This window comes from Nostoc sp. EspVER01 (assembly GCF_034530635.1).
In the GTDB taxonomy this organism is placed as follows: domain Bacteria; phylum Cyanobacteriota; class Cyanobacteriia; order Cyanobacteriales; family Nostocaceae; genus Nostoc.
In genome coordinates this window covers 1-21,622 of record NZ_JAVRCS010000006.1, presented here as the reverse complement: position 1 = coordinate 21,622, position 21,622 = coordinate 1, and the positions used below count along the sequence as shown (strand labels likewise).

Here is a 21,622-nt window from a genome sequence, read left to right as displayed (position 1 = left end):
GGTCAGTGAGCTTTACGAAACTTTAATAAGAACGGGTTATAGCAACTTTTCTGGAGAAGCTTTTCATGAGTTTATGGGAGAGGCTTTTCCTCTCCTCTAAACTACTGTCTATTGGCAATGTCCGACTTGTGGAGACTGAAAGCGTGACTCAAGCCAGTCCCAATCAAACGAGTTTCACAGCCACGTATAAAAATGTTCTAGGGACTGGGATTTTTACTCAGCACTGGCTTATCAGAAAAAATTAAGCATTCCAAATCACTCTTCTTGCTGAATTCGGCGTCGGACTGAATCAGCATGGGAAGGTAAACCCTCTGCTGTTGCTAGCACATCAATAGCACCAGCCACATTTTGCAGTGCGGTTTGGGAGTATTGAATAATACTAGAGTGTTTAAGGAAAGTTTCAACACCCAATGCTGAGGCATAGCGGGCAGCACCAGAAGTTGGCAAGGTATGATTAGGGCCTGCCAAATAGTCTCCTACAGCTTCTGGTGTTGAGTAACCCAAAAAGATTGCCCCAGCATGACGAATCTGTGGTAAGAGTGCCCAAGGGTCTTTGATTTCTAATTCCAGATGTTCGGGGGCAAATTCATTCGAGAGTTCTACTGCTGCTTCGAGCGATTCCACAACAATAATTAAGCCGTAGTGAGCGATCGCTTTTTCTGTGTCTATTCGCCGTGGATGATCCACTAGCTGTCTTTCCAAAGCTAATTGTACGTTTTTCGCCAAAGCAGCATCTGTCGTCAACAAAATCGCTGCCGCCATTGGATCGTGTTCGGCTTGGGCTAGCAAGTCAGCAGCGACATGCACCGGATTTGCTGTTTCATCGGCAATTACCAGCACTTCGCTGGGACCTGCCAAAGAATCAATACCGACAGTGCCGTAGACAAGTTTTTTCGCTAGGGTGACATAAATGTTACCAGGGCCAGTAATCACATTCACTTTCGGAATCGTTTCTGTACCATAAGCTAAAGCGGCGATCGCTTGTGCGCCCCCAATACGATAAATTTCTTGCACCCCTGCTTCTTGGGCAGCTACCAAGACTGCGGGATTAATTGCACCCCCTGGGCCTGGTGGTGTTACCATCACCACGTGCGGTACAGCAGCAACATGAGCCGGAATTGCATTCATCAGCACTGTACTGGGATAGGCGGCACGGCCACCAGGCACATACAACCCGGCTCGGTCTACAGGAGTGTAGCGTTTGCCCAGTACTACTTCATCGTCACCAAAGTGTACCCAGCTTTTTGGTACTCGCTGACGATGAAACGCTTCAATTTGGCGGCAAGCTAGCCGAACTGCACTCAACAACTCCTTTGATACCTGCTGATAGGCTGCATCCAGTTCCGAGCCTGTAACTCGGAGTTCTTCTGCTTTTAGGGTTTGTTTGTCAAATTCGGCCGTGTAATGCAATACAGCTTTGTCGCCTTGGCGCTTCACTGCTTGCAAAATTTCCCGCACCGTTGCTTCTTTGTGAAGTACCTGTTCGTCATGGGTGCGATCGCAGATCCGTTGTAGTTCTGCTCTAACGTCTGCCTGCTGAGTAATAATTCGCAGCATGGAGTAAGGACTATGCCAAAATTATAATATTGCCACCTGAGATTTAGTATTGCTCTTGACCCACTAGGGCGTACAAGCTGACTCTAATTCTCTTCTCTAGCTTAACCTGGATTTTTTTGATACTCTCAAGGCTACCAGCGTATAGTTTGCTTGAGAAGGCGACTTGATTGCTCAATCCGACAAGCCTTGAATAGCTAGCGGCAGCAAGCAGGTGTGCCATTTCCCCTATCCTTACACCCTTTCCCTCAATTCTTATGGGGTGTAGATGGTGTGTTTACACATCCAATCCCCTGAATTGACAGGGGGTAAGGTCTGAGTATAATTGTTTACTTAATTTCCCTAACTTTTAGTAGTTAATGTGTGTACAGGCACGATATATCGGTTCTATCCTTGAGAATCCCTGAAATTTACCTCTTTACAGTTTTTGCCTCTAAACAATACATCTGGTTTACAGACAAATTATATTTATTGGCAATCACATTGCTTAACCAGGTTGTGATCAGTTAGGGTGACAGTTATTTAGAAGATGTACTTTATTTTAACGCATTTCCTCAATTGACGAAATACTGAATTGGCAAGTAAAGAATATGGAACTAATATTGATCTTCACTCATCCCCAAAACCTAATTCCATATTTTTTTTAGGAAATTATAACATTGGCAATTTGGATGCTATATTAGTAAGTCTAGTAGTGTGTGTACATAATTAATAATCGTATTTTTGGAATTGACTGTGGCGAATACAAAGTCTGCTCTTAAGCGTGCCCAAATCGCAGAACGTAACCGACTGCGTAATAAATCTTACAAATCAGCAGTCAAGACGCTGATGAAGAAATACCTAAATGCTGTAGCTGCTTATACAGCTAATCCTAGCCCAGAATTAAAACAAGAAGCACAGGCTCGGTTATCCGAGGCTTACGGAAAAATTGATAAGGCGATCAAACGAGGTGTTCTTCACCCAAACAATGGGGCAAGGAAAAAATCAAGATTGGCTCACAGACTAAAACCCGTCACACCAACAGCTGAGTAGTCATTGGTAATTTGTCCTTAGTCATTGGTAACAAAACAAACGACAAATGACGAAGGACAAACAACATAGACGCGCCAGCGGCTTCCAGCAGGGTAGGACAAAAGATGCAACTGATAGACACGCACGTACATCTCAACTTTGATAGTTTTCAGCCAGATTTAGCAATAGTGCGATCGCGGTGGCAAGAAGCAGGTGTAGTGCGTTTAGTGCATTCCTGTGTTCACCCGGAGGAGTTTTCCAGCATTCAATCCCTAGCCCAAGAGTTTCCCGAAATTAGTTTTGCTGTAGGATTACATCCTTTAGATGCTGATAAATGGAATAGCGAGACAGCCGAGAAAATCAAAACTTTAGCGAGTTCTGACTCGAATGTTGTAGCAATTGGGGAAATGGGGCTGGATTTTTACAAAGCTGATAACTATGAGCAACAGTACATGGTGTTCGAGTCCCAGTTGGCGATCGCATCTGAACTAAACTTACCAGTGATTATCCACTGCCGTGATGCTGCCGTGGCAACCAAAGAAGTGTTGCAGAAATGGCGGCAACTCAAAGGAGAAAGAGTGCGGGGTGTGATGCATTGCTGGGGAGGAACACCTGAAGAAACTCAATGGTTTCTCGATTTAGGCTTCTATATCAGCTTTAGCGGTACGGTAACGTTTAAAAATGCCAAAGCAATCCAATCCTCCGCTGCAATGGTCAGTAGCGATCGCCTCCTGATTGAAACAGACTGCCCATTTCTCGCTCCAGTTCCCAAACGGGGCGAGAGGCGCAACGAGCCTGCCTACGTACTTTATGTAGCCGAGCAAGTAGCTAAACTGCGTCAGGAAACGGTAGAGGCGATCGCCCATCAAACCACCCAAAATGCCTGTGAATTATTCGGGTTGTCAATATCAGATGTGTTTTAGTATCTTTTGTGAAGTTGTGTAAAAAAAATAAATCTATAGGGGGACAAAAATATGCTAATATTAGTGCCTCAAAAACATTTTGATTGCGCCATAATAATAAAAGAAGGAGCATAAAACTTCTCATCTTAATCTTCCATGCTGTTATGGCTTGGCCATCCTCAAAATCTCTACAAGCGGATGCTCTTCACACATGACTAACTGTGCCAACCTAAATTAAGCTAGACTTTTGCACAACATCGCTTTACTTTGTATTGAACCTATTCAAAATCGTTAAACAAAAATTGCCTTGTGAGTACAATCCAGCAAAATGAAGTGATTCTGATTCAAAATCGACAAGGTGCGGATCATTCCCTCAGTCTTAGGATATCTAAAATATCACTGAGAGTATAAACCAGCGGGGTGGATTTAAAACACACTGTATGGAGCTGCGTCAGCGAATTAACGCGCTTTTTGGAGGGGAAGTGAAGAAAGTAAATCAAATTCAGGAATATTTTAACTGGATATTCTATTTGAAATGGGCATTGGGGAGCCAGGGCGTTGGGCGGCTCTGCCGACTTCTCTCCCTGCTCTTAAGCAAGCTGTGCGTAGCATCTCTGACAAGAGAAGCTATTGTCTCCATGGCGCATGAGATGCAAAGGAAAAAGACTTTCAGCAACTTTTCCCTTGCTTTCATAGTACCCATTACTCATTACTTCGATCCCTTATTAAGGGCAATTTTTCTTGTGAAAATTGCTCATTACAGCCAAATTTAATCGCTGCTTTTGCCGACAGATGTAAACCACAAGTGTGTAAAAAAAAGTTCCCAAACAGCCAAGGGCACTGGCTAGAAGTGGGAAGCGTCAAAGAGCAGTGTCCAAGGGAAAATTTAACCAGGTTGACAAAGGTAGAGGCATGACTAAAGAAACATATATGGAACCCGCCTTTCTGTTACCCGACTTGATTGAAATCCAGCGTTCGAGCTTTCGCTGGTTTTTAGAAGAAGGGCTGATAGAAGAACTTAACTCCTTTAGTCCTATTACAGATTATACGGGCAAATTAGAACTGCACTTTTTGGGTCATAACTACAAACTCAAGGAGCCAAAGTACAGCGTTGAAGAAGCCAAACGGCGGGATAGTACTTATGCTGTCCAAATGTATGTTCCCACACGGTTGATTAATAAGGAAACCGGGGAAATCAAAGAGCAAGAGGTATTCATTGGTGATTTGCCCTTGATGACCGATCGCGGCACGTTTATTATTAACGGAGCCGAGCGGGTAATTGTCAATCAAATAGTGCGATCGCCAGGCGTTTATTACAAATCAGAAATCGACAAAAACGGGCGACGTACTTATTCAGCTAGCTTAATTCCCAATCGGGGAGCATGGCTGAAATTTGAAACAGACCGTAACGATTTGGTGTGGGTACGGATTGACAAAACCCGCAAACTGTCAGCGCAGGTACTCCTAAAAGCTTTAGGTTTATCAGACAACGAAATATTTGACGCCTTACGCCACCCAGAGTATTTCCAAAAAACTATCGAAAAAGAAGGGCAATTCTCTGAAGAAGAAGCTCTGATGGAGTTATATAGGAAACTGCGTCCTGGTGAACCACCTACCGTCTTAGGTGGACAACAACTTTTAGATTCTCGTTTCTTTGACCCGAAACGTTATGACCTTGGTCGCGTCGGACGGTACAAGCTCAACAAGAAATTGCGCCTTTCTGTTCCCGACACGATGCGCGTGTTGACTGCTGGCGATATCTTGGCAGCCGTAGATTACCTGATCAACCTAGAATATGACATCGGTAATATCGATGACATTGACCACTTGGGCAACCGTCGGGTGAGAAGCGTCGGTGAATTGCTGCAAAACCAAGTGCGGGTGGGCTTAAATCGCTTAGAAAGAATCATTCGGGAACGGATGACTGTATCCGATGCCGAAGTGCTAACTCCCGCTTCCTTGGTGAACCCCAAACCACTGGTAGCAGCAATTAAAGAATTCTTTGGTTCCAGCCAATTAAGTCAGTTCATGGATCAAACCAATCCTCTGGCAGAACTGACCCACAAACGCCGTCTGAGTGCCCTTGGCCCTGGTGGTTTAACCCGTGAACGCGCTGGTTTTGCCGTGCGAGATATTCACCCTAGTCACTATGGACGCATTTGCCCCATTGAGACGCCAGAAGGCCCCAACGCCGGATTGATTGGCTCCTTAGCAACCCATGCGCGGGTTAACCTGTACGGCTTCCTAGAAACACCATTTAGACCTGTAGAAAATGGGCGAGTCAGATTTGATCTGCCTCCAGCCTACATGACAGCCGATGAAGAAGACGACCTGCGGGTTGCTCCGGGAGATATTCCTGTAGATGAAACCGGGCACATTATTGGGCCATTAGTACCAGTCCGTTATCGTCAAGAATTTTCCACCACAACACCAGAGCAGGTGGACTACGTAGCAGTATCTCCCGTACAGATTGTATCAGTAGCGACCAGCATGATTCCTTTCTTGGAGCATGACGACGCTAACCGAGCGCTGATGGGATCGAACATGCAACGGCAAGCAGTACCCCTGCTCAAGCCAGAGCGTCCTTTGGTGGGTACTGGTTTGGAAGCCCAAGGAGCAAGAGACTCCGGGATGGTGGTTGTATCGCGTACCGATGGCGATGTTACTTATGTGGATGCTACAGAAATTCGCGTCCGTCCTAAACCGAATACCCCCGAAATTAGATACACCCTTTCCAAGTACCAACGCTCAAACCAAGACACCTGTTTAAATCAGAAACCTCTCGTCCGCATTGGTGAACGGGTTGTTGCTGGTCAGGTATTGGCTGATGGCTCCTCCACCGAAGGCGGTGAATTGGCACTAGGACAAAATATCGTCGTTGCCTATATGCCTTGGGAAGGCTACAACTACGAAGACGCAATTTTAATTTCTGAAAGACTGGTGCAGGATGATGTCTACACCTCAATTCACATTGAAAAATATGAAATTGAAGCCAGACAAACCAAACTAGGACCAGAAGAAATCACCAGAGAAATTCCCAACGTCGGTGAAGATGCTTTGCGTCAGTTGGATGAACAGGGAATCATTCGCATTGGAGCATGGGTAGAAGCTGGAGATATCTTAGTAGGAAAAGTCACACCCAAGGGTGAATCTGACCAACCGCCAGAAGAAAAACTGTTGCGTGCCATCTTCGGTGAAAAAGCACGGGATGTGCGGGACAATTCCCTGCGAGTACCAAACGGTGAAAAAGGTCGCGTAGTTGATGTGCGCTTGTTTACTCGCGAACAAGGCGATGAACTGCCACCAGGAGCCAATATGGTAGTCCGGGTGTATGTTGCTCAAAAACGCAAAATCCAAGTTGGCGACAAAATGGCAGGACGCCACGGTAATAAAGGGATTATTTCTCGGATATTACCGGCGGAAGATATGCCTTATTTGCCCGATGGTTCACCAGTGGACATTGTACTTAACCCCTTGGGCGTACCCAGTCGGATGAACGTCGGACAAGTATTTGAGTGCCTGTTGGGTTGGGCTGGTCAAACCTTGGGAGTCCGATTTAAGATTACTCCCTTTGATGAAATGTACGGTGAAGAGACATCTCGCCGAATCGTGCATGGCAAATTGCAAGAAGCACGGGACGAAACAGGGAAAGACTGGGTATATAACCCAGATAACCCAGGCAAAATCATGGTGTATGACGGTCGGACAGGTGAACCCTTTGACCGAGCAATTACCATCGGTGTGGCTTACATGCTGAAACTGGTGCATTTGGTAGATGATAAGATCCACGCCCGTTCCACAGGCCCATACTCACTGGTGACTCAGCAACCCTTGGGTGGTAAAGCACAACAAGGTGGTCAGCGGTTTGGAGAAATGGAAGTGTGGGCATTGGAAGCCTTTGGTGCGGCTTACACCTTACAGGAATTGCTCACAGTTAAATCTGACGATATGCAAGGACGGAATGAAGCGTTAAATGCGATCGTTAAAGGTAAGGCAATTCCTCGTCCTGGAACTCCAGAATCCTTTAAAGTGCTAATGCGTGAGTTGCAATCATTGGGGTTAGATATTGCTGTACACAAGGTAGAAACCCAAACGGACGGCAGTTCCCTAGATGTGGAAGTCGATTTGATGGCAGACCAATCAGCCCGTCGCACACCTCCTCGACCAACTTACGAATCTCTTTCCCGCGAATCGCTGGAAGACGACGAATAATTCGTAATTGATAATACTCGCCTCCGGCGAGAAGCAAGCTACGTAATTCGTAATTAATTCTTCAATTACGAATTACGAATTAAAAATTGTTAATTACGAATTAGAAATTGTTAATTACGAATTACGAATTACGAATTAAGTATGAGACCTGCCCAAACTAATCAGTTTGACTACGTAAAAATCGGCTTGGCTTCCCCTGAACGCATTCGCCAGTGGGGCGAGAGAACATTGCCCAATGGTCAAGTAGTCGGTGAAGTTACCAAGCCAGAAACAATTAACTACCGAACTCTCAAGCCAGAGATGGATGGCTTGTTTTGTGAGCGCATCTTTGGCCCAGCGAAAGATTGGGAATGTCATTGTGGCAAGTATAAGAGAGTTCGTCACAGAGGTATTGTTTGTGAGCGCTGTGGTGTAGAAGTCACCGAGTCACGGGTGCGTCGTCACCGCATGGGCTATATTAAACTCGCCGCACCAGTAGCTCATGTTTGGTATCTCAAGGGTATTCCTAGCTATATTTCCATCCTGTTGGATATGCCCTTGCGGGATGTCGAGCAGATTGTCTATTTCAACTCTTATGTTGTCCTGAGTCCAGGTAATGCCGAAACTTTAACTTACAAACAACTACTGAGTGAAGACCAGTGGTTGGAAATAGAAGACCAAATTTATAGCGAAGATTCTGTGCTGCAAGGCGTAGAGGTAGGTATTGGGGCTGAAGCGCTGTTGCGTTTGCTTGCCGATATCAATTTGGAACAAGAAGCCGAAAGCCTACGCGAAGAAATTGGCAACGCCAAGGGACAAAAGAGAGCCAAGCTAATTAAGCGACTACGGGTGATTGACAACTTCATCGCTACTGGTTCTAAACCAGAGTGGATGGTAATGGCAGTTATTCCCGTGATTCCGCCCGACTTGCGGCCAATGGTGCAACTAGATGGCGGACGGTTTGCTACTAGCGATTTGAATGATTTGTATCGGCGGGTAATTAACCGGAACAATCGTTTAGCACGCTTGCAAGAAATTTTGGCACCAGAGATTATTGTGCGGAACGAAAAGCGGATGCTGCAAGAAGCAGTGGACGCTTTGATTGACAATGGTCGTCGGGGACGCACTGTGGTAGGGGCAAATAACCGACCCCTGAAATCTTTGTCCGACATTATTGAGGGTAAGCAAGGACGTTTCCGACAAAACTTGTTAGGTAAACGAGTTGACTACTCTGGACGTTCGGTAATTGTGGTCGGGCCAAAGCTGAAAATTCACCAGTGCGGTTTGCCTAGAGAAATGGCAATTGAGCTATTTCAACCATTTGTGATTAACCGCCTGATTCGTAGCGGTATGGTGAATAACATCAAAGCTGCGAAAAAGCTGATATCCCGCAATGATCCCAGTGTTTGGGATGTGTTAGAAGAGGTGATTGAAGGACATCCTGTAATGCTAAATCGGGCACCAACATTGCACCGTTTGGGTATTCAGTCTTTTGAACCGATTTTAGTAGAAGGTAGAGCAATTCAATTGCATCCTCTGGTTTGTCCAGCGTTTAACGCCGACTTTGACGGCGACCAAATGGCGGTACACGTCCCTCTGTCGTTAGAAAGTCAGGCTGAAGCGCGGTTGTTGATGTTGGCTTCTAACAATATTTTGTCACCAGCCACAGGTAAACCGATCATCACGCCTAGCCAAGATATGGTGTTGGGAGCCTATTATTTAACAGCAGAAAATCCCGGTGCGACAAAAGGAGCAGGAAATTACTTTTCTTCGCTAGAGGATGTAATTATGGCTTTCCAGCAAGATCAAATTGACTTGCACGCCTATATTTACGTAAGGTTTGACGGCGAAATAGAATCAGACCAACCGGATACAGAACCCGTGAAAGTGACGGAAAACGAGGATGGTACTCGCACATTACTCTATAAGTTCCGTCGAGTCAGACAAGACGCTAAAGGCAATGTACTTTCACAGTATATATACACAACTCCTGGCCGCGTTATTTACAACAATGCCATTCAGGAAGCACTAGCAAGTTAATTCGTAATTTCTAATTTGTAATTCGTAATTAATTCTTTAATTACGAATTACGAACTACGAATTACGAATTATTAATTATTGATGACTCAGGACTAATGATTAATGACTAACGAAAAAATGATTTTTCGCAATCGCGTGGTTGACAAAGGTCAACTGAGAAATTTAATTTCTTGGGCTTTTACGAATTATGGTACAGCGCGAACCGCAGTGATGGCGGACAAATTGAAAGATTTGGGATTTCGCTATGCTACCAAAGCAGGGGTTTCCATCAGTGTAGATGACTTGATGATACCACCAACTAAACGATTGCTCTTAGAAGCAGCCGAGGAAGAAATTCGCGCTACTGAAACCCGTTATCAACGGGGAGAAATCACTGAAGTAGAACGCTTCCAAAAGGTAATCGATACTTGGAATGGTACCAGTGAAGCTTTGAAAGACGAAGTAGTCGTTCACTTCAAGAAGACGAATCCCCTGAACTCCGTATATATGATGGCATTCTCCGGGGCACGGGGTAACATCTCACAAGTCCGGCAGTTGGTGGGGATGCGGGGACTGATGGCAGATCCTCAAGGGGAAATTATCGATTTACCGATCAAAACCAACTTCCGTGAAGGGCTAACTGTGACGGAATACATTATTTCGTCTTACGGTGCCCGAAAAGGATTGGTGGATACTGCGTTGCGGACGGCTGACTCTGGTTATCTCACCCGCCGATTGGTGGACGTTTCCCAGGATGTAATTATTCGGGAATTTGATTGTGGGACTACCAGAGGTCTTGCCATTCGACCAATGACAGAAGGTGCCAAAACCTTGATTCCTTTGGCAACCCGCTTAATGGGACGGGTAATTGGCGAAGATGTAGTGCATCCGGTCACAAAAGAATTGATTGCAGCACGCAATTCGCCAATTCCTGAAGAATTGGCGAAGAAAATTGAAAAGTCTGGGGTGGGAGAAGTTGTGGTGCGATCGCCACTAACTTGTGAAGCTGCCCGTTCTGTCTGTCAACACTGCTACGGTTGGAGTTTGGCACACGCCAAGATGGTGGACTTGGGCGAAGCTGTAGGGATTATTGCTGCCCAAAGTATCGGCGAACCTGGTACTCAGTTAACCATGCGGACATTCCACACTGGTGGGGTGTTTACTGGAGAAGTAGCACAACAAGTTCGTTCTAAAATTGATGGGACTGTCAAACTTCCCCGCAAACTGAAAACTAGAACATATCGTACCCGCCACGGGGAAGATGCCCTCTATGTTGAGGCTAATGGCATCATGCTTTTGGAGCCAACAAAAGTAGGTGATGTTACCCCAGAGAACCAAGAGGTTCATCTTACCCAAGGTTCAACACTATATGTATTTGATGGAAATAAGGTAAAACAAGGTCAGTTGTTGGCAGAGGTTGCCCTTGGTGGACGCACAACTCGGACTAATACAGAAAAAGCAGTTAAAGATGTCGCCTCTGACTTAGCAGGGGAAGTGCAATTTGCCGAAGTTGTTCCAGAACAAAAAACTGACCGTCAAGGCAATACTACAACCACAGCCGCGCGTGGTGGTTTGATTTGGATTTTGTCTGGGGAAGTTTACAACTTGCCACCTGGTGCAGAATTGGTGGTGAAAAATGGTGATGCGATCGCTTCTAATGGAGTTTTAGCAGAAACCAAGTTAACCAGTTTGCATGGCGGTGTGGTGCGCTTGCCAGAAGCTACCCCAGGTAAGAGTACCAGGGAAATTGAGATTATCACCGCTTCTGTGGTCTTAGACCAAGCAACGGTGACAGTCCAAAGTTCCCAAGGTCGCAATAACTACTTAGTTTCTACTGGCAACAACCAAGTATTTAACCTCCGAGCTACACCAGGCACAAAAGTGCAGAATGGTCAAGTGGTAGCTGAGTTAATTGATGACCGCTATCGCACAACCACTGGTGGATTCCTGAAATTTGCAGGTGTCGAAGTCCAGAAAAAAGGCAAAGCCAAGCTGGGTTATGAAGTCGTCCAGGGCGGTACACTGTTGTGGATTCCCGAAGAAAGCCACGAAGTTAATAAAGATATCTCCTTGCTGTTGGTGGAAGACGGTCAGTTTGTCGAAGCTGGCACCGAAGTGGTAAAAGATATCTTCTGCCAAAACAGTGGTGTGGTAGAAGTGACCCAGAAAAACGACATCCTGCGGGAAGTGGTGGTGAAGCCAGGGGAACTACTGATGGTGGACGATCCCGAATCTGTTATCGGGCGAGATAACACTTTCATCCAACCAGGTGAGGAATTCCAAGGTAATGTCGCTACGGAATTGCGTTATATCCAGTATGTAGAGACACCAGAAGGACCCGCCCTGTTGAGCCGTCCAGTAGTTGAGTTTGCCGTCCCTGATAATCCAGATGTGCCATCAACGACATCGGTAAGTCAACAAACCGGGCGATCGATTCAATTAAGAGCGGTGCAGCGACTACCTTACAAAGATTCAGAACGCGTCAAATCTGTTGAAGGTGTAGAACTGCTGCGAACCCAGCTAGTGCTGGAAATTGAGCAAGAAGGGGAACAAGACCATAATGCTTCACCCCTGGCAGCAGATATTGAATTAGTAGAGGATACTGAAGACCCAGAAGTTCAACGTTTACAACTAGTGATTTTGGAATCCTTGGTAATTCGTAGAGATATTACCGCCGATGCCACCCAAGGTAGCACCCAGACAACACTTGAGGTACACGATGGGCTAACCATCGCCCCAGGATCTGTAGTCGCACGTACCCAAATCTTGTGTAAAGAAGGCGGGGAAGTACGAGGTGTTCAAAAAGGAACAGAAAACGTGCGTCGCTGTTTAGTGTTGCGCGACGCTGACAGGCTTCCCATTAATACTAGTACTCAGCCAAAGGTAAAAGTGGGTGACTTGCTAGTAGAAGGTACAGAAGTCGCTCCTGGAGTTTTTGCCCCAGAATCAGGGCAAGTAGTGGATGTTAAAAGTGTCGCTGCTGCATCTGGTGGGGAATCAGCTTTAAGTAGTAAAAACTACGTTATTACTACCCGTATCGGTCGCCCTTATCGAGTCAGCCCTGGTGCTGTGTTGCAGATAGAAGACGGCGATTTGGTACAACGGGGTGATAACTTGGTGTTGCTGGTGTTTGAACGCGCCAAAACCGGAGATATCATTCAAGGTTTGCCCCGGATTGAGGAACTACTTGAAGCTCGTAAACCGAAAGAAGCGTGCATCTTATGTCGGCGGGGCGGCGAAGTTAAGGTAGTTTACGGTGATGGTGATGAAGCGATCGCCATCAAGGTCGTAGAATCAAATGGCGTGGTGACAGATTATCCTCTGGGACCTGGACAAAACTTAATTGTGCCAGATGGCTCAATAGTATTAGCGGGACAACCGTTAACTGATGGGCCATCCAATCCCCACGAAATTTTGGAAATCTTCTTTAGCTTGGGTTCCGAAGATGGAATCTATGCTTGTGCTAGCCTTGCTTTACAAAAGGTACAGACTTTCTTGGTGAATGAAGTGCAAATGGTGTACCAGTCTCAAGGGATTGATATTTCCGATAAGCACATTGAAGTGATTGTTCGCCAGATGACCAACAAAGTTAGGATTGATGATGGTGGTGACACCACAATGCTTCCCGGCGAATTGGTGGAACTGCGTCAAGTTGAGCAGGTGAACGAAGCTATGGCAATTACAGGCGGTGCTAGGGCACAGTATACCCCAGTATTATTGGGGATCACTAAAGCATCGTTGAACACCGACAGCTTTATTTCCGCCGCGTCCTTCCAAGAGACAACACGGGTACTCACCGAAGCAGCTATCGAAGGCAAATCTGACTGGCTGCGCGGATTAAAGGAAAACGTGATTATCGGGCGATTGATTCCGGCTGGTACTGGATATAATACCTATGAAGAACCAGGAGCGATCGATGACTATGCTGCTGAAATTACCAGTAGTGTGTTAGATGAAGTTGACGATCCCCTAGATATGGTCTTAGATGATCGCACAGCTCGCACCTATAATTTAGATTCTCCTACTCTTGGGGAATCTGGCTTTGGCAGCAGACGTGCAGAAAGGTCAATTCTAGATGAAGAAGATGAATTAATTGCTGACGAAGTAGTAGACGACGACGATTACGAGGAAGAAGAGGAAGACGACGAAGATGATTTCGACGACGAATAGAGACTTGAAATTTCGCGTCTAAAAGGTAAAAGGTAATATTGAGTCTGCTCAATTACCCATAACCAAAGTACCTCACCTGTGCTAGCGCACCCCTTGGCAAGGGGCGCGCTAGTTCCAGTTTTACCCCTAACAAGCAAGTCGTTATATTCAATTAAAATAACGTGTGCCTCCGTTGGAAACTCACGTTAAAATAGCGATCGCAATCAATATACTGAAATTTTCTCTTTCACATACAGAGTCTAGTCATTTACATCGCTTAAAATCTTAAATTTAGTCCTCTTGAGAAGACTTTAGCTATTAGCTTTAGAATTTCTTTCCAACTGGGATAGCAACCAAGTGAGTAATTGAAAAGATATTGGTAATCATAACCCTGGAAAAAGAGGGGATTAAGCATTAGCTGTTATTTTGAATTTCGTCTAACTTGGCACGTACTACCTGGATATCCTGCCACATCAACCATTTTGGCGCACCTCTTTCTTTAGAAGGGTTACGCAGCAAGTAAGAAGGATGAAAAATTGGCATACATAAACGCCCTTCCCACTCTAGCCACTGACCGCGAATTTTCGTAATTCCCCGCTTATCGCCAGTGATACCTTTGACAGCAGTCGCACCCGTTAACAAAATTATTTTGGGGTCAACTAAGCGAATTTGTTCTAGTAGGTATGGTAGACAAGCCGCCACCTCTACAGGAGTGGGAACTCTATTATCTGGGGGGCGACATTTATTGATATTGGCAATATATACATCATGCTCAGTAGTTAGATTCACCGATGCCAAAATTTTCTCCAGCAATTGTCCCGATCTGCCTACAAATGGTAAACCCGTTTCATCTTCATTTTGACCTGGTGCTTCCCCTATAACCATAATTGGTGCTTTGAGATTACCACGTCCGACAACAGCATGAATTCGAGTATCTCCTAATGGACAACGGTGGCAGCGATCGCAATGCTGTGTCAACTCCGTTATGTCAGAATAAGTTCCGGGAGCGATCGGAATTTTCGCGTCTGTAGGAATCAGTTCTCGTTGATTAAAAGTTGAGTCGTCGAAGAGGCTGAGTTGGGTTTCGCTGCTCATGAAAATCAGGATTTTGGCATCAGCACCAGTTGTTATATCTGATTTAAATAGCCCTTTGGCTGGATATTTATCAGTACAATAAACTTTTGCTGAATACTTAATTATTTATACAAATCTTATTGTATCAGTTAATTTGAGACAAAATTCAGTCATGATAAAAGCAGTGCCGTCCTAAGATGCTGGGGGAAACCATGTCATATACCCCACTTTTCGCCGATCGTACCCATGCGGGTGAAGTATTGGCGCGAGTAATTCATGATGTTTTGACTCAGCAAACTATTGATTCTGGGGTAAAGCCTGTACCAATTGTTTATGCTTTGCCAAGAGGGGGTATACCAGTAGCAGCACCAATAGCACGTCTTTTAGATTGTCCGTTGACAATCGTTGTGGCAAAAAAGATTAGCCATCCCGAAAACCCAGAGTTAGCAATTGGTGCAGTGACTACTTCTGGAAATGTTCTTTGGGCCGATCAAAAGCTATTTCGCTCTAAATATGATGCGCGGTGGCGAGAAATAGCTTTAAATAAAGCGATAAACCTTGCTAAGTCTCTTGAGGCTCAATTAATCCCTGCTTGTCCGCAGGTGAATGCAGAGAATGCTACGCTGATCTTAGTTGATGATGGCATTGCTACAGGTATGACAATAGCGGTAGCAGCAAATGCTATGAGAGCGCTTTCTCCAGCAGCAGTTTGGCTATGTACTCCAGTAGCGCCACAAAAATTGCTACCTTGGTTAGAACAGTGGGGCGATCGCACAATAGTCTTGGAAACACCCGAACCCTTCTGGAGTGTGAGTAATTTTTACGCAGAATTTCCCCAAGTAGATACATTAGAAGTTCTCGTATATCTCCAACAACAAAAAACAATCGGGGGAATTGATCTATGCGAGTAATTTTGAATTCTTTTCCGGTCTTGCTTTTTAACTATTTGAAGATGTTCCCTGCTGATATTGCATAGCTTTGGCGTAATCACCCAAGGCGTAGCAAGCGACTTTCAGACTGGCAAGAGCTTGTTCTTCACTGCGACGATCTTTGATATTTCTAGCTAACAGCAAACGTTCTTCATAATACGTAATTGCTTTGTTATAGTCACCCAAAGCTTCACAAGCAACTCCTAAACTACTTAAAGACTGTTCCTCACTACGCTTGTCTTGAATTTCTTTGGCTAATTGCAATCGATCTTCATAATACTTAATGGCTTTAGTATAATCACCTAAAGCATAACAAGCATTGCCCAGATTCTTTAGCACCTGAGAAGCACTGCGAACATTTTTTAAGGAGCGTGATAGTACTACACATTGCTCATAATAGGCGATCGCTTTTGGGTAATTGTTTAAAGCATACCAAGCATTACCCAAATTCTTGAGTACCTGTTCCTCCCCCCAATTATCTTTGAGTTCCCTCACAATCTCTAGACTTTGCTGTTGATACTCAATAGCCTGTGTAAAATTACCTAAAGCTTTATACACCAATCCCAAATTATTGAGTGCCGCGACTTGACTGCGTTTGTCTTGCAACTGTTGCGTTATTTTCAAACATTTTTCTAGAAACTCAATAGCTTTATTATGATCGTTCAAATGACGGTATGCATTTCCTAAATGGGAAAGTGCTTGCATCTGCAATGCTAAATCTGAGGTGTTATTAAGCAAAGACAAACACTGTTGGGAGTAAGAGATAGCACCTTTGTAGTCTCCAGCGCTGTAAGTTACCAATCCTAAAAAAGAAAGTACCTGTGCCTGTTTTTCTAAATCGCCAACTGCCTGAAATAGCCCCAAGGATTGTTGTAAAGACTTCATAGCCGTTATTAATTCGCCACCTTGCTGCTGTTGAATTCCTTGCCTTAGTAGCTTGGACGCTTCTGACAAATGGTCATTACTTTCTTGTAGAGGTATTATTTCTGCTTGTGAACCAGAGTCAAATTCATGGGTAATTGTATTACGCTTCACTGGTTTTAGGTATGTTATGGGTAATTGCAAGGGAACTGTATTTTTCGATCTGGTTATTCCATTCGCATTTTAGACATCAACTTCTTCCTGCAAAATCTGGTGTTAAATCTAGTATTCCCAAAACCAGGACGCATCTTTCATCAGTCTGCTTTACCACAGCATAAGTTTAGAAAAGGTAAAAGTTTATATAGCGATCGTTACTCGAGGCTTTCAGATTTCTACTCATGAAGAGTAATAAATATATAGCAACATTAGAGTGTTTGTGATCGTCTCTATTTGTTCTTTATTCGTGTTCTCTACATCTAGAGTAGTTCGATTAAAAAACTATTTTTGACAAGCTTATTTAATAGTTTTATTATCAATATCTCTCCTTTATGTATGGTGCAAAATACTCCGCACTTCCATTAAAATTTTCCCTAGCATATTTTTACCACTCCCATCGGCTCCGCAACCCCAGTAAAAATCGATAGGTGAGTTTTCAACAATTTCTACATTGTTTGTAGAAAGTAAGATATCTCTAATATCTGTATGAGTTTGAAATTTACACAGCACAGCTTGCCGCATAATGTCATCTTTAACCTGTTCCCAATCTTGGCGTAAGGGACGCGTTCTCTCACGCCCCATTCTTGCTGCATCTTTAGGTGTTTTAACTAGGCGGATTTGTTCTACATGAGGTGTACCCACAAACTTTTGCGCCTGAAAGTAGTGTTCGCTAGTTGACCAATACAATCCATCTAATTCAAAGCCGTGGGACGAAAAGTTAGAGAAACAGCCATACTCTTCACGAGTATTATAAAAATAAATTGTCATAAAATTTGATTCACTTTTTTTGAATTTACTGAATTTTTAAGTTTTTTATAAAACAGATGATTTGTTTTCTGTTGATTCAATAAAGGCCTCAAACTGACCATTAGGAGTCCATTGGATAGCCCCATCTCGTCCTGTAAAGAACAGTTTAGTTTGATTTTGATTCAGTTCAGATAAAGTTTTTGGATCAAAGTTGGCAGAAGAAGCGATCGCTACTTGTGGTTGCAGAGCAATAACTAAATCTTTCAATGACTCAGGGGCACACCAAAGCACTTGCGGTCGAGGCAAATTTCCATTTTTAACTAGTTGCTGTACCTCTTTAGACTTAACATTACCTATTAATAACCAATTCTGGTCTAAAATTTGCAATTGTAAAATTGGTAATTGGTCGTTGATTAGCTGGGCTACTATAGAACCAGTTTTCACAGCTTGCCCAACTGCTAAAGTTTGATAAATTCCTTGATGTTTTTGTAGTTCCTGTTGAATTGCCTGATTTGTAATAGAATTATCTGTTTGGTTGGAATATTCATAAAAATTACTAATTGGTAAACGTTGCATTAATTCAAACCAAGCATTACTTTCATTGCCTTGAAAATCAGTTGCGATCGCCCAATTTATTTGATTTACACCCTGCTGTTGTAAAAACGGTAAAATTGTAAAACGTCCTGTACCTTCATCACCACTATTAATTACAGTTACAGTACCTCGATCTTGAACAACTACAATTGGTTCTGTCCCAGATTCTAAGACAGTTATCCTAAACAATGTATTTTTAGAGTGCCAAAGTGGGATGAATACTAAACCAATCGCAATCACATTAGCAAACCACCACCGCCTTTGCCACCAACGCACTAGCCAGACCAATACAATTAGTATATAAATTGCTAAAAGCTGCCAAGTAGATATGCTGCCTACGGCAACAGAATTTCCAGGTAAATTGCTAAAAAATTCCACTAGTTTAATTAGCCAATCAGTAGGATAATGTAACACCCCGGCTAGGAGGCTTCCTGCTTCAGTCCAAACTAAACCTACTAACGCACTGATAATTCCACCTATACTAATGATCGAAATTAATGGAGTACTAACCACATTCAGCAACAGACTATAAGATGGTACAACCCCAAAGACAAAAAGTTGCACAGGTAAAGTCCAAATAGTTGCAGCTAGGGGAACAGCAATTAAAGCAGCGATCGCAGGTGGTAGCCATGCTAGGCGATTGACTAATGCGGGTACTGTTACAACTAATCCTAATGTTGCTAAAAAACTCAATTGAAAACCTAAATCCCAAATCCATAGAGGATTAAAAACTAATAGCAGAGTTGCTGCTAATAGTAACGAGCCAAACTGTTTTACCTTCCTTTTTAATAGCAGACCAACTAATGCCGCAAAACCCATAATTACAGCTCTGAGAATCGCAGGTTGAAACCCTGTTAAACTCAGAAAAATGATTAAACCCAAAAACCCAAGGGTAAATTGTGTTCCTTTTCTTGCCCGTCTCGTTAACTGTAAGATTAAACTCAGAATCAAAGAGGTTTGGAACCCAGAAGCTGCTAAAGCATGAGCTAATCCGGCTTGTACAAATAAGTCTCGGATATCGTAGGGTAAATCAACAGCTTTGCTACCTAAAACCATTGCGCTGACAAGAGGTCCTTCAGGAATACCCAACCAACGAACTTGCGATCGCACAATTCGCTCCCGAATTTGCCACCATCCCCATTTACGTTCCTGATCTAAAACATTTATTTGTCGCCCAATTAGACCGGCAAAAGTTCCTTCCTGCTTGAGAAACTTCTGAAAATCGAAACCGCCAGGGTTGGAAGCCGCCTTTGGTTTGTACAAAATCCCAGTCACGGCAATTTGTTGACTAGGGTATAACCCAGTAGCCTGAAGTATGGGGACTGTCACATACAATTTGCCTGTAACCCCTTGTGGGACACCTGCTGAACCTTTATCATTTTTAACTTCATCTAACTGAGTCGTTTCCAGCCAAAATTGTCCTCGCTGACTGCGAGTTAAGCGGGGATTACTCGCCACTTCACCGCGTACAATCACAAGTTTTTCTTGATTGCTGCTATTTCCAGGCGGGACAAACTGACTAATATCTTTTGCACCCGGTTGTGGCATTCGCCATTGAAAATATAAAGTTGCCAATAATCCCACCAAGCCAGCAGCTAGCCATATTCGAGGATGGGGAGTACTTTGCCAAATATTCGGCACTGCCTTATTTTTGCTTCCAGCATTTTCCGGTTTCTGAGCAAATTGCTGTAGTGTGGTGCGTTTTCTAAAGAGTATTGCTCCCACAATCCCCACAACCAAAATCCCCACACCACCCCAAGGAACTGCTGTAAGCAGCAACCCAAAAATGTAGCCAAGACAAATAATTACACCACTGGTTTGAATCATAAGATTTTTGTAAAAGCACCTGGCAACCCGAATTTGCAGGTGATTTAAATATAGACAGGGCAGCAATAAAGAAAAGTCGGCGTTGCTGAATTTGGTTATGAAAGTCAAAAATCAAATATTCCAAATTCTTATTATCTGTGCTTGAAGCACTTCTGCGTGAGCTTTTTATCTCTCTAATCAGCAACAGCGAAAAGTTTTTATGCTTGTGGTGAGTATAATCCATCAAGTTTATATAAACAAAGCCCGCACAGGCGGGCCTTATCCTTCTTGTAGCTTTAATGTTCTAGATACAATATTTAACCGTACTTCTATCCTTTAGCAAAAGCCAGATCAAAAAAATATACCTGGCTTAAACCTCTGTGCCACAAGGATAAACAGAACACAAAATCGTAGTGAATTAAATTTGGTACGACCCTGCCTGCGTACTTTTGCCTTTACTTTGCGTTCCTCTGCCTTCAAAAACGCTCTTATTTTACACAAAACTGTAGTTCGGGTAGCCGCACCCTTTAGGATATAGGGCTTCCTGTTGAACTCACAGTATCTTTGAGCAACGGAAAACCCAACTTCTCCCTTTGCTCAACATATAAATGAGCTACCTTCCTAGCCAAATACCGAATCCTGCCAATATAGCGAGTTCTCTCCGTCACCGAAATCACACCTCTAGCATCCAGCAGATTGAATGTGTGTGAACACTTCATTACATAATCTAAGCTAGGCACTACCAATCCTCGCTCTGTCAATTGGGTAGCTTCCTGCTCATACAAATTAAATAATGTCAGTAGCAACTCAGGATTTGACGCTTCAAAGTTGTATGTGCATTGCTCAATCTCACTTTGCAGGAAAACATCGCCATAAGTAATGTTGTCTGTCCACTGAATCTTAGTAAATGCTTCTACTTGCTGGAGATACATTGTCAGCCGCTCTAGCCCGTATGTAATTTCAATCGACACCGGACGGCAATCAATTCCTCCACACTGTTGAAAGTAGGTAAATTGAGTAACTTCCATCCCATCTAACCATACTTCCCACCCAGTACCCCAAGCTCCCACAGTTGCATCTTCCCAGTTATCCTCTACAAACCTAATATCGTGGTCTTCAGGACGAATACCTAAAGCTCTTAACGAATCAAGATAAATCTCCTGAATATTATCTGGTGATGGCTTAATCAGAACTTGGTACTGATAATAGTGTTGAAAGCGGTTGGGATTTTCGCCGTAGCGTCCATCAGTAGGTCTACGACAGGGTTCAACATAAGCAACAGCCCAGGGTTCTGGTCCCAATGCTCTTAAAAAAGTCTGGGGATTCTTAGTACCAGCCCCCTTCTCAATATCGTATGACTGGGCAATAAGACAACCGCGATCGCCCCAGAAATGATTCAGTAAACTTATTATCGACTGAAAATTCACGCTTGTTCCATCCTTAGTCAACACAGTGCATAAACCATTGTTGCCTACAACCCAACACTGTAGTTAGTTTCAGGAGACAGAAAAACCGTCCAAAGTTATTTTGGGAAAAATAGTTGACACAAGGAGATAGGTTCGCTATATT

13 protein-coding genes are annotated in these 21,622 nt (G+C 43.9%); 7 read left to right on the top strand and 6 right to left on the bottom strand.

Annotated elements, in window-relative coordinates:
* Nucleotides 1-255: 255 nt before the first annotated feature.
* Nucleotides 256-1,557: a histidinol dehydrogenase gene (hisD, locus tag RMX69_RS07085; RefSeq protein ID WP_322637012.1), complete on the bottom strand. Its 1,302-nt coding sequence runs from the start codon at nucleotides 1,555-1,557 to the stop codon at nucleotides 256-258.
* Nucleotides 1,558-2,289: 732 nt separating this feature from the next.
* Here hisD and rpsT point away from each other — a divergent pair.
* The 6 genes from rpsT to RMX69_RS07055 all read left to right on the top strand — a co-directional run bounded on the left by rpsT (nucleotide 2,290) and on the right by RMX69_RS07055 (nucleotide 13,847).
* On the top strand, nucleotides 2,290-2,586 hold the full coding sequence (gene rpsT, locus RMX69_RS07080; protein ID WP_289796651.1) for a 30S ribosomal protein S20: 297 nt from the start codon (nucleotides 2,290-2,292) through the stop codon (nucleotides 2,584-2,586).
* Nucleotides 2,587-2,690: 104 nt separating this feature from the next.
* Nucleotides 2,691-3,488 (top strand): TatD family hydrolase, encoded by a 798-nt coding sequence (locus RMX69_RS07075; RefSeq protein WP_289796650.1) that lies wholly within the window; start codon nucleotides 2,691-2,693, stop codon nucleotides 3,486-3,488.
* A 419-nt stretch (nucleotides 3,489-3,907) separates the two neighbouring features.
* Nucleotides 3,908-4,240, top strand: coding sequence for a hypothetical protein (locus tag RMX69_RS07070; protein WP_289796649.1), 333 nt, complete (start codon nucleotides 3,908-3,910; stop codon nucleotides 4,238-4,240).
* Nucleotides 4,241-4,379: 139 nt separating this feature from the next.
* The gene (gene rpoB / locus RMX69_RS07065; protein ID WP_289796648.1) at nucleotides 4,380-7,679 is read left to right on the top strand and encodes a DNA-directed RNA polymerase subunit beta; all 3,300 of its coding nucleotides are present in this window, start codon (nucleotides 4,380-4,382) and stop codon (nucleotides 7,677-7,679) included.
* A 141-nt stretch (nucleotides 7,680-7,820) separates the two neighbouring features.
* Nucleotides 7,821-9,698 carry a DNA-directed RNA polymerase subunit gamma gene (locus tag RMX69_RS07060; protein ID WP_012411285.1) on the top strand — a complete coding sequence of 626 codons (1,878 nt, stop codon included), beginning with the start codon at nucleotides 7,821-7,823 and terminating at the stop codon, nucleotides 9,696-9,698.
* Between the two features lie 102 nt (nucleotides 9,699-9,800).
* Nucleotides 9,801-13,847 carry a DNA-directed RNA polymerase subunit beta'' gene (locus tag RMX69_RS07055; protein ID WP_322637011.1) on the top strand — a complete coding sequence of 1,349 codons (4,047 nt, stop codon included), beginning with the start codon at nucleotides 9,801-9,803 and terminating at the stop codon, nucleotides 13,845-13,847.
* 393 nt (nucleotides 13,848-14,240) lie between these two features.
* On the opposite strand, the gene RMX69_RS07050 is transcribed toward RMX69_RS07055, so the two are convergent.
* A complete protein-coding gene (locus RMX69_RS07050; RefSeq protein ID WP_322637010.1) occupies nucleotides 14,241-14,921 on the bottom strand; it encodes a uracil-DNA glycosylase in 681 nt (226 codons plus the stop codon).
* A 191-nt stretch (nucleotides 14,922-15,112) separates the two neighbouring features.
* Here RMX69_RS07050 and RMX69_RS07045 point away from each other — a divergent pair, with 191 nt between their 5' ends.
* Complete coding sequence (locus RMX69_RS07045) at nucleotides 15,113-15,811, top strand: phosphoribosyltransferase (RefSeq protein ID WP_322637009.1); 699 nt, start codon at nucleotides 15,113-15,115, stop codon at nucleotides 15,809-15,811.
* A gap of 27 nt (nucleotides 15,812-15,838) precedes the next feature.
* On the opposite strand, the gene RMX69_RS07040 is transcribed toward RMX69_RS07045, so the two are convergent.
* From RMX69_RS07040 to glyQ, 4 genes are all read right to left on the bottom strand, one after another.
* Nucleotides 15,839-16,864, bottom strand: a complete 1,026-nt coding sequence (locus RMX69_RS07040; RefSeq protein WP_322637008.1) for a tetratricopeptide repeat protein — start codon at nucleotides 16,862-16,864, stop codon at nucleotides 15,839-15,841.
* A gap of 372 nt (nucleotides 16,865-17,236) precedes the next feature.
* Nucleotides 17,237-17,674, bottom strand: coding sequence for an NADAR family protein (locus RMX69_RS07035; RefSeq protein ID WP_322637007.1), 438 nt, complete (start codon nucleotides 17,672-17,674; stop codon nucleotides 17,237-17,239).
* A 45-nt stretch (nucleotides 17,675-17,719) separates the two neighbouring features.
* Entirely contained in the window at nucleotides 17,720-20,074 is a 2,355-nt protein-coding gene (locus RMX69_RS07030; RefSeq protein ID WP_322637006.1) for a ComEC/Rec2 family competence protein, read from the bottom strand.
* 506 nt (nucleotides 20,075-20,580) lie between these two features.
* Nucleotides 20,581-21,480 (bottom strand): glycine--tRNA ligase subunit alpha, encoded by a 900-nt coding sequence (gene glyQ, locus RMX69_RS07025; RefSeq protein WP_322637005.1) that lies wholly within the window; start codon nucleotides 21,478-21,480, stop codon nucleotides 20,581-20,583.
* Between the last annotated feature and the right edge of the window lie 142 nt (nucleotides 21,481-21,622).

Coding starts and splice junctions, on each gene's coding strand:
- hisD (WP_322637012.1), bottom strand. CDS start 1,557: ATGCTGCGAATTATTACTCAGCAGGCAGACGTTAGAGCAGAACTACAA.
- RMX69_RS07075 (WP_289796650.1), top strand. CDS start 2,691: ATGCAACTGATAGACACGCACGTACATCTCAACTTTGATAGTTTTCAG.
- RMX69_RS07070 (WP_289796649.1), top strand. CDS start 3,908: ATGGAGCTGCGTCAGCGAATTAACGCGCTTTTTGGAGGGGAAGTGAAG.
- rpoB (WP_289796648.1), top strand. CDS start 4,380: ATGACTAAAGAAACATATATGGAACCCGCCTTTCTGTTACCCGACTTG.
- RMX69_RS07060 (WP_012411285.1), top strand. CDS start 7,821: ATGAGACCTGCCCAAACTAATCAGTTTGACTACGTAAAAATCGGCTTG.
- RMX69_RS07055 (WP_322637011.1), top strand. CDS start 9,801: ATGACTAACGAAAAAATGATTTTTCGCAATCGCGTGGTTGACAAAGGT.
- RMX69_RS07050 (WP_322637010.1), bottom strand. CDS start 14,921: ATGAGCAGCGAAACCCAACTCAGCCTCTTCGACGACTCAACTTTTAAT.
- RMX69_RS07045 (WP_322637009.1), top strand. CDS start 15,113: ATGTCATATACCCCACTTTTCGCCGATCGTACCCATGCGGGTGAAGTA.
- RMX69_RS07035 (WP_322637007.1), bottom strand. CDS start 17,674: ATGACAATTTATTTTTATAATACTCGTGAAGAGTATGGCTGTTTCTCT.
- RMX69_RS07030 (WP_322637006.1), bottom strand. CDS start 20,074: ATGATTCAAACCAGTGGTGTAATTATTTGTCTTGGCTACATTTTTGGG.